Annotated in this window: 19 protein-coding genes and 1 pseudogene; 9 read left to right on the forward strand and 11 right to left on the reverse strand. The window is 51.2% G+C overall.

Features of this window, described 5'->3' with window-relative positions:
• The first annotated feature begins 16 nt into the window (after positions 1 to 16).
• The gene (locus tag IX84_RS29625; RefSeq protein ID WP_052516520.1) at positions 17 to 1,606 is read left to right on the forward strand and encodes a sodium:solute symporter family protein; all 1,590 of its coding nucleotides are present in this window, start codon (positions 17 to 19) and stop codon (positions 1,604 to 1,606) included.
• Positions 1,607 to 1,613: 7 nt separating this feature from the next.
• Here IX84_RS29625 and rfbC read toward each other — a convergent pair whose 3' ends face one another.
• Both rfbC and der read right to left on the reverse strand, forming a co-directional pair.
• Positions 1,614 to 2,162, reverse strand: a complete 549-nt coding sequence (gene rfbC, locus IX84_RS29630; protein WP_044230058.1) for a dTDP-4-dehydrorhamnose 3,5-epimerase — start codon at positions 2,160 to 2,162, stop codon at positions 1,614 to 1,616.
• Between the two features lie 69 nt (positions 2,163 to 2,231).
• On the reverse strand, positions 2,232 to 3,536 hold the full coding sequence (gene der / locus IX84_RS29635) for a ribosome biogenesis GTPase Der (RefSeq protein ID WP_044230061.1): 1,305 nt from the start codon (positions 3,534 to 3,536) through the stop codon (positions 2,232 to 2,234).
• A gap of 194 nt (positions 3,537 to 3,730) precedes the next feature.
• Between der and IX84_RS29640 the strand changes: the two genes are divergently transcribed.
• Positions 3,731 to 4,240 carry a hypothetical protein gene (locus IX84_RS29640; protein ID WP_044230063.1) on the forward strand — a complete coding sequence of 170 codons (510 nt, stop codon included), beginning with the start codon at positions 3,731 to 3,733 and terminating at the stop codon, positions 4,238 to 4,240.
• Here the strand turns inward: IX84_RS29640 and IX84_RS29645 are convergent.
• The 4 genes from IX84_RS29645 to IX84_RS29660 form a co-directional block, all read right to left on the reverse strand.
• Positions 4,225 to 5,403, reverse strand: coding sequence for an amidohydrolase family protein (locus IX84_RS29645; protein WP_044230066.1), 1,179 nt, complete (start codon positions 5,401 to 5,403; stop codon positions 4,225 to 4,227). The genes IX84_RS29640 and IX84_RS29645 overlap by 16 nt on opposite strands.
• Before the next feature lie 20 nt (positions 5,404 to 5,423).
• Complete coding sequence (locus IX84_RS29650) at positions 5,424 to 6,557, reverse strand: DUF1015 family protein (RefSeq protein ID WP_044230069.1); 1,134 nt, start codon at positions 6,555 to 6,557, stop codon at positions 5,424 to 5,426.
• Positions 6,558 to 6,877: 320 nt separating this feature from the next.
• Complete coding sequence (locus IX84_RS32280) at positions 6,878 to 7,873, reverse strand: UPF0236 family transposase-like protein (RefSeq protein WP_081969018.1); 996 nt, start codon at positions 7,871 to 7,873, stop codon at positions 6,878 to 6,880.
• Complete coding sequence (locus IX84_RS29660) at positions 7,870 to 8,097, reverse strand: hypothetical protein (RefSeq protein WP_044230074.1); 228 nt, start codon at positions 8,095 to 8,097, stop codon at positions 7,870 to 7,872. The genes IX84_RS32280 and IX84_RS29660 overlap by 4 nt, the downstream gene beginning before the upstream one ends.
• A gap of 120 nt (positions 8,098 to 8,217) precedes the next feature.
• Here IX84_RS29660 and IX84_RS29665 point away from each other — a divergent pair, with 120 nt between their 5' ends.
• From IX84_RS29665 to IX84_RS29680, 4 genes and pseudogenes are all read left to right on the forward strand, one after another.
• Positions 8,218 to 8,505 carry a hypothetical protein gene (locus IX84_RS29665; RefSeq protein WP_044230076.1) on the forward strand — a complete coding sequence of 96 codons (288 nt, stop codon included), beginning with the start codon at positions 8,218 to 8,220 and terminating at the stop codon, positions 8,503 to 8,505.
• A 65-nt stretch (positions 8,506 to 8,570) separates the two neighbouring features.
• A pseudogene (gene metG / locus IX84_RS29670) lies at positions 8,571 to 10,703 on the forward strand (methionine--tRNA ligase); the annotation flags it as partial.
• 63 nt (positions 10,704 to 10,766) lie between these two features.
• On the forward strand, positions 10,767 to 11,270 hold the full coding sequence (locus IX84_RS29675; protein WP_044230081.1) for a hypothetical protein: 504 nt from the start codon (positions 10,767 to 10,769) through the stop codon (positions 11,268 to 11,270).
• A 14-nt stretch (positions 11,271 to 11,284) separates the two neighbouring features.
• Entirely contained in the window at positions 11,285 to 11,512 is a 228-nt protein-coding gene (locus IX84_RS29680; protein WP_044230083.1) for a hypothetical protein, read from the forward strand.
• Between the two features lie 93 nt (positions 11,513 to 11,605).
• Here the strand turns inward: IX84_RS29680 and IX84_RS29685 are convergent, their stop codons facing one another.
• The 3 genes from IX84_RS29685 to trxA form a co-directional block, all read right to left on the reverse strand.
• Positions 11,606 to 12,019, reverse strand: coding sequence for a DUF6691 family protein (locus tag IX84_RS29685; protein ID WP_044230085.1), 414 nt, complete (start codon positions 12,017 to 12,019; stop codon positions 11,606 to 11,608).
• Between the two features lie 37 nt (positions 12,020 to 12,056).
• Entirely contained in the window at positions 12,057 to 12,653 is a 597-nt protein-coding gene (locus IX84_RS29690; RefSeq protein WP_044230088.1) for a YeeE/YedE family protein, read from the reverse strand.
• 96 nt (positions 12,654 to 12,749) lie between these two features.
• Entirely contained in the window at positions 12,750 to 13,058 is a 309-nt protein-coding gene (gene trxA, locus IX84_RS29695) for a thioredoxin (RefSeq protein WP_044230089.1), read from the reverse strand.
• A 220-nt stretch (positions 13,059 to 13,278) separates the two neighbouring features.
• On the opposite strand from trxA, the gene IX84_RS33655 reads away from it, so the two are divergent.
• Both IX84_RS33655 and IX84_RS29705 read left to right on the forward strand, forming a co-directional pair.
• Positions 13,279 to 14,940, forward strand: a complete 1,662-nt coding sequence (locus IX84_RS33655; RefSeq protein WP_063978316.1) for a methyltransferase domain-containing protein — start codon at positions 13,279 to 13,281, stop codon at positions 14,938 to 14,940.
• A gap of 142 nt (positions 14,941 to 15,082) precedes the next feature.
• A complete protein-coding gene (locus IX84_RS29705) occupies positions 15,083 to 16,369 on the forward strand; it encodes a sulfatase-like hydrolase/transferase (protein ID WP_044230091.1) in 1,287 nt (428 codons plus the stop codon).
• Between the two features lie 2 nt (positions 16,370 to 16,371).
• Here IX84_RS29705 and IX84_RS29710 read toward each other — a convergent pair whose 3' ends face one another.
• Positions 16,372 to 17,031 carry a heme exporter protein CcmB gene (locus IX84_RS29710; RefSeq protein ID WP_044230094.1) on the reverse strand — a complete coding sequence of 220 codons (660 nt, stop codon included), beginning with the start codon at positions 17,029 to 17,031 and terminating at the stop codon, positions 16,372 to 16,374.
• Positions 17,032 to 17,244: 213 nt separating this feature from the next.
• Between IX84_RS29710 and IX84_RS32695 the strand changes: the two genes are divergently transcribed.
• Positions 17,245 to 18,540: an N-acetylmuramoyl-L-alanine amidase family protein gene (locus tag IX84_RS32695; RefSeq protein ID WP_052516521.1), complete on the forward strand. Its 1,296-nt coding sequence runs from the start codon at positions 17,245 to 17,247 to the stop codon at positions 18,538 to 18,540.
• On the opposite strand, the gene IX84_RS31760 is transcribed toward IX84_RS32695, so the two are convergent.
• The gene (locus IX84_RS31760; RefSeq protein ID WP_052516522.1) at positions 18,520 to 21,300 is read right to left on the reverse strand and encodes a serine hydrolase domain-containing protein; all 2,781 of its coding nucleotides are present in this window, start codon (positions 21,298 to 21,300) and stop codon (positions 18,520 to 18,522) included. The two genes, IX84_RS32695 and IX84_RS31760, sit on opposite strands and share 21 nt — an antisense overlap.
• Positions 21,301 to 21,378 lie beyond the last annotated feature (78 nt).

Consider the following 21,378-nt stretch of genomic DNA (forward strand, 5'->3'; position numbering starts at 1 on the left):
TCAGAATAACCAGCCTATGCCCTTACAGACTTGGCGTTTACTCCGTCCCTCCATCGTTCTATTAGTCATTCTTGGACTGGGCGGAGCCTATCTCCACTTTTTCACAGAGCAGCCACTAAGCTGGCCGGCTTACCTGGCCATGATGTTTTTTTACGCGCTCATTTTCGGTGTAGGTGCCTATGCCGCAAGCCTGAGACAGGGCAATGATAGTGAAAGCCTGATGCTGGCCGGGCGGCAACTGCCCCTTTTTCTGGCTATTTTCACCATGAGTGCGACCTGGGTTGGAGGAGGCTACATCAACGGTACCGCAGAGTATACGGCCAGTGCCGGGCTAGTGTGGGTACAGGCGCCCTGGGGCTATGCGCTTAGCTTGGTTGTCGGTGGCCTGTTTTTCGCCCGCCGCATGCGCACCTACCGCTTTCACACCCTTTTGGACCCGCTTGAACAACGGTTTGGAAAACGGACCACAGCCCTGCTGTTCCTTCCCGCCCTGTCTGGAGAGCTTTTCTGGACCGCTGCTATTCTGACAGCCTTAGGCACAACCTTCGGCGCTATTGCAGGGCTGGACACCCCAACTGCAATAATGGTTTCCGCCATCATCACCATCGCCTACACGGCTCTGGGCGGGCTATGGGCAGTGGCCCTCACTGATGTTATTCAGCTTCTTTTGCTCTTTGGTGGATTGTGGCTGGTCACGCCCTACGCACTAGAACAGACTGGCGGATGGACGGCAGCTTGGGCAGATTACCAGCAGGCTTACGGTGCTGCCGCGAGCCTACTGCCTAGCCGCGAAGCACTTGGGGCTTACTACTGGAATTGGTGGGATTATGCTTTGCTGCTCATTTTTGGCGGTATACCCTGGCAGGTCTACTTTCAACGGGTGCTCTCTTCTAAAGATGCAGATACTGCTGTCCGGCTGTCCCTGATTGCAGGAGTGGTTTGCCTATTGGCTGCGGTGCCTGCCGTCATGATTGGTATTGCTGCCCATGCGGCTGACTGGACTGCCTTGGGTTTGCCGCCCCCGCCTGACGCGGCCTCCACCCTGCCGTGGGTAGTCCGGTACCTTACCCCCTCGTGGGTAGGAATCATTGGGCTGGGCGCCATCGCGGCAGCTGTTATGTCCTCGGCCGATTCGTCTATCCTCTCAGCTTCTTCAATGGCAAGTTGGAATGTTTTCCGGCCCTTGGTACAGCCCGAAGCCTCATCAGCCAGGCTTGGTAAGGTCGTACAACGTATGATTTGGATCATTGGCGTGGCTGCCACCTTGATTGCCCTGAATATCCAGAGTGTTTATGAGTTGTGGTTCCTATGCAGCGACTTTGTGTATTGCTTGCTGTTCCCGGCCCTGGTCTGCGCGTTATTCGACCCCAAAGCCAATTCAACCGGGGCTGTTGCCGGATTATTGGTTGCAGCTTTTCTGAGATTTGGAGGGGGGGATGCCACCCTCGGCATACCCTTGCTGCTCCCTTACCCAATGGTGGAGGATGGGGTGTCGCTATTCCCTTTCCGCACTACAGCGATGCTGTCCGGATTACTCACTATCGTAATCGTATCAAGGCTAACCCTGCGGTGGTACCCTCCTAAGCAATTGAAAAAAATCGACTGATGCGGGTTTACCAAACCGGGCGGTGCTCCCCGAATGCAGGCTGCACTTTATCCTTTTCAGACAGGATAACCTCGTTGAGGTCAAACTCCCAGTCAATTCCCAGTTCGGCATCGTTGAATAGGATTCCTCCTTCGTGCGCTTTAGAATAGAAATTGTCGCATTTGTAAAAGAACTCCGCCGTGGGGCTTAGCACAAGATATCCATGCGCAAAGCCACGAGGTACGAAAAGCTGCCTTTTGTTTTCGGCACTTAGCCGAAGGCTGAACCACTTGCCGTAGGTTGCTGACCCGGGGCGGATGTCCACCACCATATCCAAGACCTCCCCTTCGAGTACACGGACCAGTTTGGCCTGAGCCATATCTCCGACCTGATAATGCAAACCCCGCAGCACGCCTCGGGTTGAGCGTGCCTGATTGTCCTGAACGAAGGGCACCGTAATACCTGCCTCCTCAAATCTTTGCTGGTTGAAAGCTTCGTAAAAATAACCCCGGTCATCTTTCCAAACCTGAGGCTCAAATATCTTCAACCCCTCAACGGGCGTATCCAGAAATGGCATATTAGTTTGACTTTACGCCTGCAATATAGCTGCTGCTTGCGGGTTTTCCCAAAGCACAGCGGTAAATCACTATTTTTTTCGGAAAAACACACCAATGGGCACGCCTGAGAAATTAAACTTTTTGCGAAGCTGATTTTCCAGATAGTGCCGGTAGTTATCTTTCACATGTTTGGGGTTGTTGCAGAAAAAGGCAAATGCCGGGTAGTAGGTCGGCAACTGCGTAACATATTTGATTTTGACAAAACGCCCCCGGTGAGAGGGTGGCGGATACCGCTCAATGGCTTCCAGCATGACTTCATTTAGTGTGGACGTTTTGATCTTCCGGCTCCGGTTCTCGTAAACCTCCAGACCAGTCTCCACAGCCTGAAATATCCGCTGCTTGTCTGCAACAGAAATGAACAGAATAGGCACATCCGAAAACGGCGCAATCCGGTTGCGAAGCTCTTTCTCATAGTCCCGAGCCGTATTGGTTTCCTTTTCCAGCAGGTCCCACTTATTCACCAGTATGACAATGCCTTTATTCCGGCGCTGTGCCAGCCGGAAGATGCTCATATCCTGTGTCTCCATCCCCGTTTGCGCATCGATCATCAGCAAGCAGACATCGGCTTCCTCAATGGCTTTGATGGCACGCATCACAGAATAGAACTCCAGATCTTCGTGCACTCTTGACTTTTTCCGTATGCCGGCGGTGTCTATGAGCAGAAACTCTTTATCGAACTTAGCGTACGTAGAGTGAATAGAGTCACGGGTAGTCCCGGCAATATCAGTGACAATATTACGATCTTCTCCCAAAAGCGCATTTGTTAAAGAAGACTTCCCCACATTAGGCTGCCCCACGATAGCGAAGCGCGGCAGCTGGCTAGGCTCCTCTTCTTTTTCTTCAATGTGCTCCACTACGGCATCCAGCAGGTCACCCGAGCCGCTACCTGTCAAAGAAGAAAGGAAGTAGGTATTCTCGAAGCCCAGGCTCCAGAATTCGTTCGCCTCCATCATGCGATTGTGGTTGTCTACCTTATTGACGGCTAGATAAACCGGCTTTTCAGTACGGCGCAGCATACTAGCTACCTCTTCGTCAAGGTCTGTAATGCCCGTGGTCACATCGACCATAAAGACAATCACCCTCGCTTCCTCGATAGCAATCTGTACCTGAGAGCGGATGGCCGCCTCAAAAATGTCTTCGGAATGCTTCACGAAACCACCCGTATCGACCACCGTGAAGGTCTTCCCATTCCAGTAGCTGGTGCCGTATTGCCGATCGCGCGTAACGCCACTGATGTCATCAATAATGGCCTGCCGCTCTCCGATCAACCGGTTGTATAGCGTCGATTTGCCTACGTTGGGCCGGCCGACAACCGCTACAATATTATTACTCATTGCTTTGTATTCAAATTTTTACAGCCCACAAAGATACGGGTTAATCTGAGAACTTGGCTGCATGGCTTGTACATCTGTACAGAAGTTGTGGCTTCTGCCTGCCCAAAATGTTAAAATTCAACTTTTTTCACGATCCAATTATGGAATTTGACCATCCACGCGACAAATAAGTATAAAACAACCCTAAAAAAACCATGTACACCCTAACAATTGTGAAGGCAATCAGTATTGCCCTGCTTTCCGCATGCCCTATGGCACAGCCCGGATTAAGCGCAACGTCTACGGATTTATTTGGCACGCACCAGCTGAATACCGCCTACGGGCTGATGAACATTCAGGTGGGGGTAGCGCTTGAGCAACAGGCCTCAGCGCTAGCCATCGGGCCACAAACGATATTCGTAAAGAACGCCCCTCTGATCCGGGTCCTGGAACTGATGGAGCGGCCGATCGCGCCCTGCCCGCTTACAGCCTATAACTTTGGGCCCCCACCTTCGATGGATGATTTTCCTGAACGAAAGGGCATCACTGCGCAAACGCTGCTGGCAGAGCGTATCCATTTCAAAATTTCCTGCAGCGATTGCCAGTTGGAAGACTTACAGGAAGTGGCTTTTGACTTTTTTCAATCTAAGTTGCCCAAAGAACCTGAGTCACAAGACCATCCGCAGCTGCTCAGTCAAACCGGGGCAACTCAGACCAACCGCTGAACCTGAGTAGAAGCCTCAAGTTTCAGGCTTTCATCTATGCTCAGCAAATTGAGCCCGGGTGCCTTGCCCGGCTCAATACTGCCCAGTTCTGCTTCGTACCCTAAAGCTTCAGCCCCGTTGAGCGTTGCCCACTGTAGCAGAGTCTCGAAGGGCACATAGGATTGATATTTAGCAATGGTCTTCATTTCCTCAAGGACCGAAAGCTGCCAGTTGGAGGTCAGGCTATCCGTACCGATGGTCATGCGCGCACCGTTGTCCATGAAGGCTTTATAGTTGGGCAAGCGGTTCTCAATATAGAGGTTGGCGTTGGCACAGGTCGCCCAGTATACGTTGTCGCTCCATTCCTGCGCCGCCTGAATATCCGCTGCCGTAGTCATCGTATTGTGCACAAAAAGCGTACGGCAGGCCGGGTTCATATGCTGCATCGCATAGTAGATGGATGGCCGCCCGGTAGGCTTCAGCTGCTCGACTGAAAAGCCAAAGGCATTGTAAAAATCCACGAAGCCTCCTTCCTTGGACAGGAAAAACTGGTTCTCGTGCACCGTTTCCTGATTGTGTATGCTAACGGTGCTATTTGTATCCGGATTAAGTGCATTGATTTTTTCGAAAAGTGTTGGAGAGACGGTGTAAGGCGCATGGGGCACAGCCGCTTTTTTATTGCCATTGCCTGCTGCCTGTCCGTCGTAGACCTCTTTGTAGTTCTCAAAGGTTTGCCCGGCCATACTATCCTGCAGGAAGTCAAACATCTCTACGAAAGTATAATACCGGATCGGGCTTTCGGCTTTGCAGGCCGCAGTATCCGTTTTATTAGAGATATCGCCTACAGCCACTATGCCTTCCTCGCACATTTCCTTATCGGCCCGGTCGATAGCGTCGAGTATCTCCTCCATGGGAATATCCCGAAACTTGACCACCTGCTGCAAAAACGGCAACAGCCCCGTCCCGGTATCCACCCGACCTTTCATATGAGAAAGCTCAAGGTGGCAGTGGGTATTAATGAAGCCCGGTACAATGACGCCACGATGGACCTCAAGCGTAACCGGGTCATGTGCCTCGCGGGCATCAATTGACTGGATAAAACCTTGGTCATCAACGACCACCACGCCTTCTTTTACGGGTGTTCCCACCACAGGAAAAACATAGTCTGCAGTTAGCTTTCGCATAGGTTTATTTTTTCAAAACATTATCCTTTCACCTCTACACCGATCTGTTTTCCAATCCGCTTCACCAACAAGCCATTTTTCATTCGGGGTTCAAACCAAGTAGACTTGGGTGGCAGGACCTGCCCAATATCAGCAACTTTAATCACCTCTTCCATTTGTACTGGATAAAGGCAGAACGCGACACTATCCGGTTCTTTTTCTGCTTGCTTAAGCACTCCGGCTATTCCTTTGGGCCCCTCAATATACTTGACCCGCTGATCATTGCGCACATCCTCGATGCCCAGAAGTTTGCTCATCACTTTATGATTCAGCAACATGGCATCAAGCACTACCGGCTGGCTCGCGTACTCCAGCATGATGCGCTCTTTCCATCTCAACCGGTACCACTCCCCGCGCAGGTACATCGTCAGTTCGAACTTCCGGCTGGGTTTGGCGGCTTGCTCAATGGGCTCAATTTCAAAAGTATGAGAAAGGCGCGCCATAAACTGAGCCGGAGAATGCCCGTTAAGGCTCTTGATCACTCGGTTAAAATCCTGTATCTGAATATCATGAATAGGAAAGAATGCCGCAAAAAGGCTGGCGTAGTCTTCCTTGTTGCCCCCGGTCTGATCGAACAGCCTAAGTGCGGTGGAAGTGCGGTGGTGCCCATCGGCAATATAGGTTATCGGGACATGCTCCATAAAGAGCGCCTGCAAACTGGCAACCTGATCCGGTGCAGCAACACGCCATATTTTATGGTACTCTTTGTCCCCGCTGAGCTGAAACTGCATGAGCGGCACCTGCTCCTGTTTGTACTGTTCCAGCCAGTTTTTGATGGCGGGTACAGGGTGATGAGCCAGTAAGACCGGTTTTACTGCCGCTTTTCGGCGCAGTAGCAATTGTAGTTGCTTCTCTTCTTTTTCGGCCAGGGTCTCCTCATGTTTTCGGATCCGGTCATTCAGACAATCAGCCATGTGTACACCGGAGATTACCCCGGTAAAGCTTCTGCTCCCCTTGGTGATCTGGTATACAAATATAGAAGGTTCTTCTATTTCGTGAAAGAAGCCCTCCTCAAAGTATTTATCATACTCCTGTTTGACGGTCCCAAAGAATTGTTCGGGAGTCTGTATTTTTTCAAGCTTAGGGAAAGTTGCCCTGAATGGTAGCAGCTGCATAAATGGTTTTATATGGCTGTAATTCGGGCGGGAAATTACAAAAAAAAGAAAGTGTAGCAGCATTACGCCGCTACACTCCTAAAAAACTAAACCCCAGTTATAATTCTTGTCAGCGAATTTACGCTGTTTGTTTCAGTTGTTTCGCCTAAGTAACGCCTCAGATTTTCGGATTGTTGCCTCGCAAATGTTAAATTTTTTTCAGACAAATCTGGCTCCGGCGTCAGGAGATAGAAAAACGGCAAACTGAAAGATCTTATTGCAACGCAAAGAAAAAAAATTCCCTCCAATGATCCAACGCGTGTGTATAACAAATTGCACAGCTATGCCGCTGCGACAAGTTGCTGGATCGTACTCCACGCTCCACTTTTACGATAGCACCGCAAATCCGCGATGGCTTGCGCCCCATCAACCGTCCAGCGTTGGCCGGATAATTTGAGCCGCTGCTGCAAGACACTACGATGAGCGGCCTCTACTGGTCCAGAGCCGATGAGCAGCCCTTCATCCCTGTAGGTTTTGTACTGCATACGGTCTTCATGCTCTTCGTAATAAGATAGCAGTTTCGCCTTAGCTTCCCGGGCTTCGTGATTTCTCGCTCTGAGGCAGCTTACGTTATCCACTACCTCGTGCACTCTATTGGCTGAGAGTACTTCACACTGGCCAGCCACCCAGGCTTTGCGTTTTTCATCTACTCTAAACTGATGTTTTGCAAAGAGCACCAGTTTTTCTTTGGCGTGATAGAAGTCTAATATTTGACGAGCCCCAGGGAAGTTGTCCTCGGCCCAACGCCATATCCATGGGGCTCCATCTCCCAAAATGACCTTTTTTTGATAGGGTACTAGATGGCGCTCCAGTTTAGGGAAAAACTGGTCGACACTGCCAAAATGGGACACATAGACGGATTGGCGTATTTGTCTGCGCTTGGCCGACAGTTGTACCACATCTTGGTGTTGAAATATGCGGCCGAGCTTAATTTCTTTCCAGCTCTTTTCCTCTCGTGTAGGGAGCATCATGCCATCCATCATCACATAAGTAGGCGCTTGCTCATCAGTAATTTCTAAACTGGGTATGGCCCCTTCCGCATCCGCGCTGACCAATGGGCCTACTAAACTGCCATAGTGCATACAGACACGCTGTATTTGCATACCAGATAAGTCTAGCCTAAGCAGTTCTTCCAGTGTCTCGCTAGCCTGCTCGTAAACACTGCCCTGTCCTAGCAGGCAGCACAGCTCCCGCAGGCGCTCACTGAGGGCAAAGCGTTTTGTGCCTTGGCATAGCACGTGGTTTTTAGACAGCGTAAGCTGCCCAAAACTTGTCAAGACTTTTTTTTAGCGTTGCGGCTCTTTGGCAGTGGCCCATCTTGTTGGGTAGCTACCTTGTGGGCAAATTGGCGGGCTAAATCTAAAACGCTATTCTCATAAGCTGACGATGAGGTCGCGTTGGCTTGAGATTGCAGAAAGTCGAGTAGCTCGGCACGCATGCCACTTAGTATCTCGTCGGCAACTTGTTCTAGCTCGCTCGGGGTGGGGGTTGGCTTCTTCATACTTTAAAGATAGCTAACTTGTGCAATTTGTTATACACACATCCAACGCCCCTTTACACATCGTACATCATTATAGTAACATGTAAAGGTTTCACCCGATTAATCTGAAAAAAATCACCTATGAACACCTTAGCTCTGAAAACAGAACTTACCCATTTGACGATGAGCCGCAGCGCTTTCGGCCGCACCCCTGAAGAAGTGCTCAACCGGCTCCGGCAGTCCATCAACGGCAGCCCGATCCCTTTGGGCTCCTTCCTTGGTATGAGGTGCACGAGTATGCGCAATATCGGTAAGGATATTCGTACTGCTCATTACGTCTTGCTCTATGAAGGTCAGGCATTGCTAATTAAGCTGACCAATTTTCTGCCACGCAACCGCTGGGAAATCAGCACCTGCGCTTTTATGTAGCTACCTCAGGGAACTCTGCTCTTGCTTTAGCCATTAATAAACGGTGAAAGAAATATTATCTTCGCCGACAAAGCCGACTAAACATGAGCAAGAGATATATCGTTACTTCCGCATTGCCTTACGCCAACGGTGCCCTACACCTTGGCCACCTCGCGGGCGCCTACCTTCCCGCTGATATTTATGTCCGCTACCTTCGCCTGCTTGGCAAAGACGTAGTTTGGGTGTGTGGTTCCGACGAGCACGGCGCTGCCATCACCATTCGGGCCAAAAAAGAGGGCATCTCCCCTCAGGAGATTATCGACAAATACCACGGGCTGAACAAACAAACGTTTCAGCAGCTCGGAATTTCCTTTGACATTTACCACCGGACCAGCGCTCCTATCCACCACGAAACGGCTCAGGACTTTTTCACCACACTCTATAATAAAGGTGGAGAATTTGAGGAGCGAGAGCAGGAACAGTATTACGATGAAGACTACGATCAGTTTCTGGCTGACCGTTATATCACAGGTACCTGCCCCAAATGCGGCCACGGCGCTGCCTTTGGAGACCAATGCGAAAACTGCGGTTCCGATCTCTCCCCTACCGAGCTCATCGACCCCAAATCTACCCTCAGCGGAAAAGCGCCCACCCTGCGCAAAACTACCCATTGGTATTTCAAGCTTGACAAACACGAAGACTGGCTTCGGGATTGGATCGACAAAGGCATTCTGGATGGCAAAACGCACCACGACCCCAAGGCCTGGAAACGACATGTAGTCGGGCAATGCCTGAGCTGGCTGGATGGCGGGCTGCAGCCCCGTGCCATCACCCGAGACCTGGATTGGGGCATACCAGTGCCCGTGGAAAATGCAGAAGGCAAAGTACTCTACGTTTGGTTTGATGCCCCAATCGGCTACATCTCGGCCACCCGCGAATGGGCCAAACAAAATGGTAAGAACTGGGAAGACTATTGGAAAAGCGAAGACAGCGAGCTGATCCACTTCATCGGCAAAGACAATATTGTGTTCCACTGCATCGTCTTCCCGGCCATGCTAAAAGCATACGGCGGCTACAACCTTCCGGTAAATGTGCCGGCCAATCAGTTCCTTAACTTCGAGGGTGAAAAATTTTCCAAATCCCGTGGTTGGGGGCTCGAACAGCACCAATACCTGGAAGAGTTCAAAGACTTCCCTAATAAGGAAGATGCCCTGCGCTACGCCCTGACCCGTAATATGCCGGAAAACCGGGACGCCGACTTTAAATGGGACGAATTCGTGGATTTCCACGATAAAGAACTGGCAGACAACCTTGGCAACTTTGTTAACCGGGTGATTGTATTGTCCAACAAGTATTTTGAAGGAACTGTCCCTACTCCAAACACCGATACCTATTCAATCCTGGCCCCTGCCCTTGAGATTGTGGACCGCATCGTACAGGATCTGGACCGATTCAGCTTCCGCACGGCCGCTCAGGGCGTGATGGAACTATCAGCCTGGGGCAATGCTTACCTGCAAGATGCAGCACCATGGGCCCTCTACAAGGCAAACCCGGAAGACCCGGCCATACGGGATATCATGTTTACAGGCCTGCAGGTGGTCGCCCTGCTCAGCTTGCTGACAGCGCCCTTCATTCCGTTTACCAGCCCGAAACTACGCAGGCTGGCGGGCTTGCCGGAATTAGAAAACGGCGACCTCCAAAAAGCCCTGGAGCAACTGGCCAATAAAGAGCCGCTGCTCCCGGCCGGTCACAAGATTGGCCAACCCGAGCTGCTTTTTGCCAAAATCCACGACCGCAAAGACGACAGCCGTCTGCAAATCGTAAACCGGCAAAAGGAAAAACTGGAAGCCATCGAAGCAGCCGACCAGGCTCAGGAACGCGAGCCGATCAAACCCAACATCGAGTTTGACGACTTCACTAAACTGGACTTACGGACCGGCACCATCCTGGCGGCAGAGAAAATGCCAAAAGCGAACAAGCTCCTGAAGCTTACCGTTGATATTGGTAGTGAAAAGCGGACCGTCGTTTCCGGTATCGCTAAGTTTTTCAAGCCGGAAGACTTACCCGGGCAAACGGTAGTCTTAGTGGCCAATCTCGCCCCGCGCAAACTAAGGGGCGTAGAATCTCAGGGCATGGTCTTGATGGCTGAAAACCAGGAAGGTGAACTTGCCTTCGTACATCCGCAGGATGGTTTCGGAAACGGTTGGATTGTCCGCTAATTTTCGGACCCACATTGGGCAGGCTTCTCCACGCTTGCCCAATACTAAACCATTTGGAGCTACATGACTGACCATTATGAGTTTATTCTAGCCGGTAAAAATATCGTACTCAACGCCGAAGGGTTTCTAGACCATGTACGCATCGACGCCGAACCTGCCGAAAAAACGATGACCCTCAAGGAAGGGTTTTTGGAATTATCGCAGTCCCCAACACCTCATTTCCTCCTCGCTACCGTACATAACGGACAACCTATGCTGATCCGAAAATCAGAGCCTAGAAGCAAAAATGCTACAGACAAAGCCCTACAGGACTTTACCCGTACTTCCGGCACTGATGTTTTCTGTTTCACCATGGATGAACAATTCGAGTTCAAGCATTATTTCTACTATCGTGCCGGCAAGCTGCTGAAATCAACTACGAAAGGCAATGCTGCCACAGAAATCCCATACGAAAAAATGGGCCGTACTCCTGAGCTTGTGCTTACTGCTTTCTGCGACAGCTGGCTGGTTCTTCAGCAGCTGCAGTGGCAATGCTTCCGGCTTCAAGCTTCTTTGGAGGGTGCCTGATACTCATCAAATACATGCGCAACAATACCGTTTTTTTTGCCTTTGGTTTATTCCTGTTGCTCTTTGGCGTTGCAGCCGTATGCTTCAGTCAGCTGATCATTGAGGATATTTTACAAATCGAGCGTGAATTCGGGCAGGAGCCGCTCAGCCTCACCTTTGTAAGGGCAGGTTTAGTAAGCAGCCTGATTGGGGCAGGTTTGTTATTCTTCGGAGCCTGGCGCAACCGGCAGCACAAAAATTAGGCTCACAAATTGCTTTGCGAGCCCAATTAATGGAGGATGAGCTATAAGCACAGCCCATCCGTAACCCAATAAATCACCCAACTGAAAATATCTTTAGTGCGGCAGGTACTTTATGACCAGCCCGTAGGTAAAGGTCCCCAGTGTAGCGCCTGCGAGTATCAGAAGCATAATGGTGTAGCCGCTGCCAAGCAAAACGTACATAGGCCCAGGGCAGCAACCTACCAGCGCCCAGCCCAATCCAAAGATCGTGCCGGCAAGCAAATGCCGCTTAATGTTCAAATTCATAGGATTGTAACCGACCAGTGTGCCCCGCAGGGTGGTCATTTTCGTTTTCTTCATCAGCCACATGGAAGCAGCACCCAATACCACTGCGGTACCAATAATGCCATACATATGGAAGCTCTCGAAGCGGAACATCTCGTGAATACGGAACCAGGAAACAGCCTCTGATTTGGCCATTACAATCCCGAAAAAGACGCCCACTGTCAGGAATGATAAGTTTTTCATATCGTTGTGTTTCTACGACTTTTTGCTAAAAAAATGATTACCCCACCAGGAATGGGAAGATGAAATGGGTCATAGCCAGCCCACCGATAAAGAAGCCGATCACCGTAATGAGCGAAGGCAACTGGAAGTGCGCCAGGCCAGAGATGGCATGCCCCGAAGTACAGCCATCACCGTAGCGGGCACCAAAGCCGACCAGAAAACCACCTCCCACTGCCATGAGGATACCACTCAGGCTCTCAAAGTTGAACAGGGAAGTCGGCACAAAACCAATACCCTTGGCATCTGCCTCCGGGTAATTGATCCCGATCGTTGCCAGGTAGTCGACTGTTTCCGGGCTAATCGCGACAGGCTCAGGACTCTGTAAGAAATGAGTGGCAATATAACCACCGATCAGACCACCGATCACAAAGGCGATCCTCCAAAACTCCTCCTTGACATCCATTTTGAAAAAGTCAGATACTTTTCCTGCACCCGCAGCACTGCAAAAGGCTTTAAAAGTAGTAGAAACGCCAAAGCTGCGTCCCATCCAGGTCATCAAAGCGAGCACCAATGCTATAGCAGCACCCGAAACCGCCCAGTGCCAGGGTTGGCTGATGAATTGAACCAAGGATGAAGCATTTACCGCTAAATTCATAATTATTCTATTTGTTAGTATTGTCGAAAAGTTTGTTTACTCCGGTCAGGGTGCCGCAATTTTGCCAGCACGGCAACGCCTCCGGCGAACAGTACTTTAGTTGGCAAACTGATTGATCACATGTTTTAGCTGATGCGCGGACTGCATGCCCGACTGCCGCCACATGATTTCACCGTTTTTAAACAGCACGAATGTAGGGACGCCCTGAATTTGCATCTTAGTAGCGAGCGCCCGGTTGCGGTCTACATCTATTTTTACGATAGACGCTTTGCCATCGATTTCCCCTGCCACTTCTTTCAGGATTGGCGCCATTGCCTTACAAGGCCCGCACCACTCGGCTGAGAAATCAATAAGGACTGGCTTTTCGCCGTTGATCAAGTCGTTGAAAGACATTTTCTTGCTCATGTTCAATTGTATTTTTTGACGATCACAGTGCAAAGATGCGACGATGCCCGCCTCCATTCAGTGACGGCAGTCACACTCTGCATAAATTTAAAACCTACTCAATAGATAGGAAATGTTATCTGGTATAAATTTGTTCGCTTTCACTGATTTGTGATGACAGTCACCAAAACTTTATACTGAATTACTGATATTTAGGCGTCAACAACGAAACTTATAAACTATGCAAAAAACGGTGAGCCATCCACTCCCCCCAGCGAAGACCATCGAAGCACTCCCCAAAGCCTTACAATACATCGCCCGGCAACTGGAAGCCAAACGCGCCTTAAAACCTGCGGATATGCGCAGGATCGTCCTGGAAGCCGGTGTTCAACCTGCAGATATAGCACCCTGGGCCGACTATGACCATCCTGCTGCCGACAGCTACGGCCGTAAACTGATTTACGAGGGCAATCATTTTGAAATCATGGCCATGAGCTGGCAGCCTGGCGATTTCTCCGGCATCCACGACCATGGCTATACAGAATGGGGCGCTGTACAGGTATTCGGCCCCGCAGAGCATGCCACATTCCGGATTGAGGAAGGGCGTATTTCAACCTTGGCACGCTTTCCCTTTGAGCCCGGTGATGTCGTTGGCGTAAGCCACACCCTCGTTCATCAAATGGGCAACCCTACCGCTGAGCCTTTCCAAACCCTGCATGTCTATGGCAGGCCCGAAGACATTGAGAATGTCACCGGCGATGCCCGGGTGTACGATTTGGAAAACCAAACCATTCAGCGCGTTGATGGCGGTGTGTTCTTCGCGCTTCCGGAAAGTGAAATTAAATGGACAGAGCCCGGTCCAAAAGCAGACTTTCCCACCCTGCTGCGCTATCAGGTGGAGCTGACCCGGCGCTTAAAGCGAATGGCAGAGGCCGGACTGCCAGGTGCCCGGGAGCAATTGGAAGCCGCTGCGCAACGCCTTTTTTCTGATGCTGCTCAGTCCCAGCTGCTCAAAGACCTTAGAGCACATACCAACGCGGACAATCATACCGACAACTCCGTATTTTGGCGTATCCTTAATCAGGAACTCCGTGCGGCTGCTCAACTACAGAACGAGCTCGCCGAAACAGCAACACAGGGCGACCAATTCCACAAATATGCAGCGCTCTACGACGAACTTATCTGCCGTCCCTGCCTGAAAGGCTTCATTGCCGGCGGGTTCGAATTTTTCAAACAAAAATTCGCCCCGGATTTTTCAGACAAGCGCTTCCTGTCCATTGGTGCCGGCACAGGCCTGGTGGAACGGTATATCATTGATGAACTGGGACTGCCCTACGATCAACTCCTCGGCATGGACCTTTCGGAGGCAATGGTACAGGAGGCCCGGCAGCGGATCCGTGCCGAACAGGGCGATATTCTTGCTTTTGACGCAGATGGCAAACAATGGGATATTGCCTTCACAGGCCTGAATGTCTTCCACTATCTGCCAAGCAGCCACCTGCAGGAAGCCATTGAGAAGACCGCCGCGCTGGTCAAGCCCGGTGGCTACTTCCTGGGCGACTTTATCACGCCCGACCACATCCGCTGGTACCCCAATGTGATGTACGCCGAAGATCAGTCCATCATCTCACTGCGCACGCCCAGGCTCATTGAAGAAGAAGGGCGCATGTACCAGGAAAGCGAAATTCTTAATATTGAATTCAGGAATGGCCAAATGGATCTCAACTACGCCGGCCGGCACAAGCGTTTCCTCCCTCCTTTGCACCGGGTACGCACCTACTTTGAGCGCGCATTCGGAGGTAATGTACTGCTCTACGATGCCTACAGCCTTGGGCTTATACCCGAAGAGGCAGACAGCTGTAAGAGTACCCGCTACTTTGTGGTGGCGCAGAAAGCGCTTTAGTAGCTAGATAGACTTGATGTTTTGGAGGAATACCTTGTGATTAAACCCGCTCGTTTTCTCCAACGCATCGAGTCTAAATAAGTCCCCTCTGCCTGAGTACAATTCCTGGCTTATCTTCCTTTATCTTTAAAGCGGCGCTTACATGAAGTACTTTACAATATTGCTATTTGCTCTGGCATTCACACTCGGCTGCAATGACGAACCGGAGACCCCCACCCCAACGGCTACAGCTCAGCCCAACATCCTTTTGATCCTGGCAGACGATATGGGCAAGGATGCCACCTCTGGGTTTACGGAAGGTAACACGAAGCCAGGCACGCCCAATCTTGACCGTCTTCGCACAGAAGGCCTCACTTTCAACCGTCTTTGGGTCAATCCAACCTGTTCTCCTACCCGGGCTTCCATCCTGACAGGCAGGTACGGCTACCGTACAGGTGTTAAGTGGGCCGGCGACCCTTTACCGACTACTGAAAAATCACTGCACCAATATATAAAGGACGGTACAGATGGTGCCTACGCTACTGCACTGATCGGCAAATGGCATTTATCAGAGGAAGGGGCGGTGGCGACCCCGGAAAGCTTTGGCATTGATTACTATGCAGGCCTGGCCCGTGGGGCAGTCCAAAACTATTACCAATGGCAACTGACAGAGGATGGCAGCGGCAGCCTTCAAACCGAATACATCACTCAGGTATTCACGGACCTTTCAATAGATTGGGTCAACAGCCAGTCTAAACCCTGGTTTTTATGGCTGGCGTACAATGCCCCTCACACGCCTTTTCATACGCCACCGGCTGCTATGCATACTCAGGGGGCGCTTCCAGACTATACCGATGGGCTTGACCCCACACCTTATTATATGGCAGCTATTGAAGCGATGGACTTTCAAATTGGACGCCTGCTCGAGGGCATTCCGACAGAAGTGCTGGACAATACCCTCATCATTTTCTTAGCGGATAACGGTACGCCTGCCCAGGTGGCACAAGCTCCTTACTCTGGCAGTACCGTCAAGGGCAGTCTGTACCAGGGAGGAGTGAATGTCCCTATGTTTGTCTCCGGCAAAGGCGTTACACGTCAGGGGGAGGATAACAGTCTTTTATGCAGCACAGACCTGTTCAGCACTATTGCCAACCTGACGGGCATTAACGAAGCTGTTTATCAGGATAGCTACAGTTTTGCCAACCTCCTCACCGGGGGCCAGGGAAGCAGGACGTTTCAGTATACAGAGATGGACAATGGCACTACCAATGCCTGGGCAATCAGTAACGGAAAGTATAAGCTCATTACCGGCGCTGATGGGAATGAAGAATTGTACCAGCTCGAGCAAGACCCCTACGAAAACACTAATTTACTCATAGATGCATTACCCTCAGAGGCAGCTGAAGCCAAAAGCGTTTTGGAGGCAGAATTATCAGCCATCAGAAATTAAGCCTAATCCCGCCAAAGGAAGGGAAAAAGGACCAGTGCAATACCCAGCAACAGCAAATCGATCGACACCAGGATCATCACATCTTTCTCAATGCCGGTATCCCGCATCAGCCGCAGGGCGTTAGCCGAGAGCTTGATGAGGGTCAGCAGGACCGGGATGACAAGCGGAAAACCCAGTATGGCCATAAGCGTAGCGCTGCTGTCTGCTTTGGAAGCGATAGCGGAAACAAAGGTGAATGTAATAGAAAACCCCGTTGCCCCCAGAAAAATTATGCCAAAAAACTGCGCCGTTTCCTTGACCGGATTGCCCGCCACAAAGCTAAAGCCCAGCCAGGTGAGCAGGCTCAGCAGGCTCAGGAGCAGGATATTGTAGAGCATCTTGGACAATAGAATGGAGGTCGGGTTTGCCAGGGTGTAGTAGTACAATTCCCGGGCACCATGCTCCTGCACAAAGCTTTTGACCACAGCGCTAATGGAGGCAAACAGCACGATCACCCAAAATAAGGCATTCCAAACATCCGGCTGTACCCGCTGAAAAGAGGAATAGACAATAAAAATGGTGGAAAACACGTAAAGCAATATACCGCTGATGGCATAGCTCGACCTGAGCTCCAGGCGGAGGTCCTTGCGCAACAGAAAAACCACTTCTTTCATCAATCCCATGGCGCGAAGGTAGGGAATTTGGGGGTTAATGAGTATATTTTGCCCCCAACTATACTGACGATTAAGTGGTTTGCCATAGCAAACCTACTGAATGCCTGTCCGCCGTACTTAATACTAAGGCAGGCGGGTCAGCATTCACGCAATACGAAGTGGCTTGCGCTTGTCCTGACAAGCTACGCTTCGTCAGTGGTCGACGTTGCAAACCACTTCGTATTGCATATAAACCAAAATGAACTGGTAGTCATTAATATGGACTACAAAGGGTTTGCAATGATGCAGAAAATTATATCCCTGACAATACTAATGACTTACTGGCTGACCATACAGCCAGCACAAGCTCAACTCCCAAAAGCTACTGTACCGGAAAGCAACCGGTATTTTACGGTCAAAGCCGTGTCCGGTGATGGGATTTACGCGCTTATGCGACGATACGGGCTCGACGGCAATTCCTGTAACTTCACCAAATTTTATACCCTCAACAGTCTTAAGAAAAATTCGCATCTCATTGTAGGGCGGACCTACGAGCTGCCCATCCTCCTCTATGAGTTCAACGGGCGTACGATCAGGTCCACCATTGGCATTGATGACTGGAATCTTGCCGTTCGGATTCAGGACTACAATGAGCGTATGCTGGCAGAAAAACAGCGCGATCAATCCTTTAAAGACAACCGGGTCCTTTGGGTGCCCTACCATGAGCTTTACTGTCCGGAGCCAGACCTCAAAATCCCGGAGCCTATAACCGAGCGGCAGCCAGAGGAAGCTGTTGACAAGTCCGGCAGCGGCAATCGCCGGTTCCCTATTTTCGGCCCTAAATATGCCTACACTCCTCTGGAAAGCACCCGGCTCAAAGGCAAGGTTTTTTACATTGTAAGTGGGCATGGGGGCCCGGACCCCGGCGCCATAGGCCGGCGTGGCGAGTATAGCCTTTGTGAAGATGAATACGCCTATGACGTGGCGCTGCGCCTTTGCCGGAACCTTGTAGCCCATGGTGCAACCGCCTATATGATCATCCGCGACGACAACGATGGGATACGAAGCGACAAATTCCTGGACTGCGACTATGACGAAGTGGTCTGGGGCGGTCAGAAAATAATGCGGCAACAAAAGCCCCGGCTGTTCCAGCGGTCTAATGCCATTAACGAACTGTACGAAAAAAACAAGGCCGCAGGAGTTACCGAACAAACGACCATCATCGTGCACGTAGATTCCAGAAACAAAGGCGAGCGCAAAGACGTCTTTTTCTACTATCACCCAACCAGCTCTGAGAGTAAAACAGTGGCTTTGGACCTACAGCATGCACTGCGCAAAAAGTACCGCAAATACCGCGCCAACGGTCAGTACCATGGTACGGTCACTCCCCGCGACCTGCACATGCTGAGGGAAACACTAACACCTTCCGTGTACGTTGAACTGGCTAATATCAGGAATAAGTTCGACCAACAGCGGGTCATTCTGGAAAGCAACCGGCAGGCACTTGCCGATTGGCTGCTAGAGGGGATTTTGGACTGAGGCCAGCGGGCGCTCCATTTCCGGCCATTCCGGTTCAAACGTACCGAGGGCATCGTAGATCACATTATGGATACGCTCTCTCACTTTATCCTTGAAAAGTTTGCGGTTGCTGCGGTCCGGGTGAATCCGGTTGGATAGGAATATATAAATCAGCTCTTCGTCCGGGTCTACCCAGACACAAGTGCCCGTAAAACCGGTATGCCCATAAGTACGCTCACTGATGGCTTCCGGGTAACCTCCCTCTTCGATATCATCTTCCTCTGGTTTATCAAAGCCCAGCCCACGGTGGTTACCATGATCGGCGCTGGTGAAATACTCAATCGTTTCCGGCTCCAGGAACTGCTGCCCGCCATAAGTACCGCCATTGAGGAGCATCTGGAACAACACCGCCAGGTCCTCTGCATTGCTAAACAGGCCCGCATGCCCGGCCACGCCTCCCAAAAGCGCCGCTGTTTCATCGTGCACAAACCCATGTACCAGCTGATGCCGCCAGCGATAATCATCTTCTGTAGGTACAATCTGATCTGCAGGGTAGTGCGCGAGCGGTGTAAAGCGGGTAAAGCGTAACCCGAGGGGCTGGTAAAAGTGCATGGTTGCAAGTGTATCCAGGCGGTGCCCGCCGAGGGCTTCCACCACTCGTTGGGCCAGCACAAAATTGGCGTCGCTGTAACGGTATCGGGTACGGCGGCCGCGCAGGCGTTGCATGTCTTCCCAAATCTTGTCGTGAAACTGTGTAGAGAAGAAGAAGTTCTTCGATACCGGCACGGCAAAATCAGGTGAGCTGGTTTTACAAAAGTAATCAGCGCAATTATCGTTGTCTGCTTCGCGGGCGAGCAAATAAGGGATTACTGGCAGGTGAGGTTGCAACCCGCTGCGATGGGTCATTATTTTTTGAAGAGTCAGGTTGCGCAGGCGGCTGTTGGATGGCAGGTCTAAATATTCCCGGAGCTGGCCTTTGGGCTGCAACTGACCGGCTTCATATTGCTGCATCGCCATCAGGGTAGTCGCTGCAATTTTTGTAATGGAGGCCACATCGTACAGATCCGAGTGCTGTATCTTTTGTTCCTTTTTATAGGTATGGTGGCCAAAAGCCTTATTATAAATGACCTTCCCGGATTTCGCAACCAGCACCTGTGCCCCGGGCGTTGCCCCCTCGTCAATGGCTGACTGCACAATCGCGTCGATACCAACCAGGCGTTGAGGCAATACCCCCACCTGCTGAGGCAAAGCATACTCCAGGCGTACGGCCTCTGTTTTCTCCCCCTGCCCGATCAGGAAATCGGGGCTGTAGGTCAATGGCAATCGCCCTCTTGCAGCAATCCCCCCGAATAGGAGTTGTGCTGCCAGTTCTTTTTCAAGATCGCTATTGCCAAAAGCCTGTACCACCACTTCATTCCGGCTCAGCTGTTGAAGGTTAACGGGGTGCCCAAGGTTGACCACCACCACTTCTGCCTGCTGCCTGATACGGTCCAGCTGGCCCAGGTCAGGCGCTTGCAAAAGGTATTGATCCAGCAGCACAATAAGGCGGTCGGCAGTTGCTGCTTCCGCCCATGAGCGCACCAGCCGATAATTGGCATAGTGCCCGAAGCGCTGTTCAAAATGCCGGTCATAGACCGTACCTGGCAGGTGCAGGATCGTCCAGCCTTTCTCCCCTGCTTCGAGAGGGACCCGCTGTTCGGGGTTGGCAGCCAGGACAATCGAAGAAGCATAGGCTTTGCGCTGCCATACCGCCCAGCTTGTGGCACTGAAGTATTCTTCTCTGGAAAGCCGTTCGGGCTGTGCTTCCACTGTTGCGCCCGCTACAGAAGCCTCCAACGCTGGTTTTGAGGCAGCAGGACGGGGCTCGGGCTCAGGTTTATCCCCTGCCCAGGCGCGGGCTTTAAGAATTCTTGTCAGCTTTTGATTGAGCTGTTCTTCGCTAAGTACGCCTCTGCGGTAGGCTTGCTTTAGCGCTTTCAGCGCAGGGGTATATTGACCGGCCTCAATCACCAGCAAGTCAACATCCTGTTCAAGCCAGTTGGCGATTTGAGCTTCTGTCGTTACCTCTGCGATGAGCAGCCCGCCAAACTGAAGCCGGTTGCGAAAGAGATCTGCCAGGCGGCCACTCCGCCCGAGTTGTTCCACCGGCAGCCAGAAACCACCCAAGCCTGCTTCAATTAAAGTTTTATGGTAGGCTAAGGACTTCAGAAAAGCTTTGGTGGTGTCTACCGAAAGTAAATCTGTATCTGAAAAAGGAGCGGCGACAGAAAGCAAATGGGCTTTGTTCATTTGATTGATCCAGCGAGCCTGATTTTGGATACCCGCTTCCGGCAGCAAGGTTGCTCCTCCTTCCATACCGTAGCCAGGCAAACTTAGCCAGCTCAGCTGTAATGCATTCGCCTGATGAATATAGGCTTGTTCCAACCGGATGCGCAGACTATCGTCTCCAATTGAAGAGATGACCTCTAAGGAAGGGAAGGCTTGCTGCTCCCCAAACAGATAGCCGGGCAAACGATTAGGCTCAGTCACCTTTAAAGGCGGGAAGGAAGTCCGGGTTTCCCAAAGACGGTCTATACGGTCCAAATCCTCCGGAGCAGCTACAGTAAGCCAGCAACCGGAAGCCGCACCCAGGCGGGCAGCACTTACCTGAGCTACATCCGTTTTCAAGACCAATAACTGCTGTAGCTTTTCATCCGTTGTTTTTTCTTTCAGGTACTGATCGATTCCCGGGGGAGCAGACTGTAAAAAGAGTGACAGCCCGGGCAGCTCTACATCAGGCAAAGGGGCTTCCGTTTGGCAAGACCATGCCAAACTCAGTCCTACAACCACTAAAATTAACTTATTCCTCATCATCCTCGC

This window comes from Phaeodactylibacter xiamenensis (genome assembly GCF_000759025.1).
Taxonomy (GTDB): domain Bacteria; phylum Bacteroidota; class Bacteroidia; order Chitinophagales; family Saprospiraceae; genus Phaeodactylibacter; species Phaeodactylibacter xiamenensis.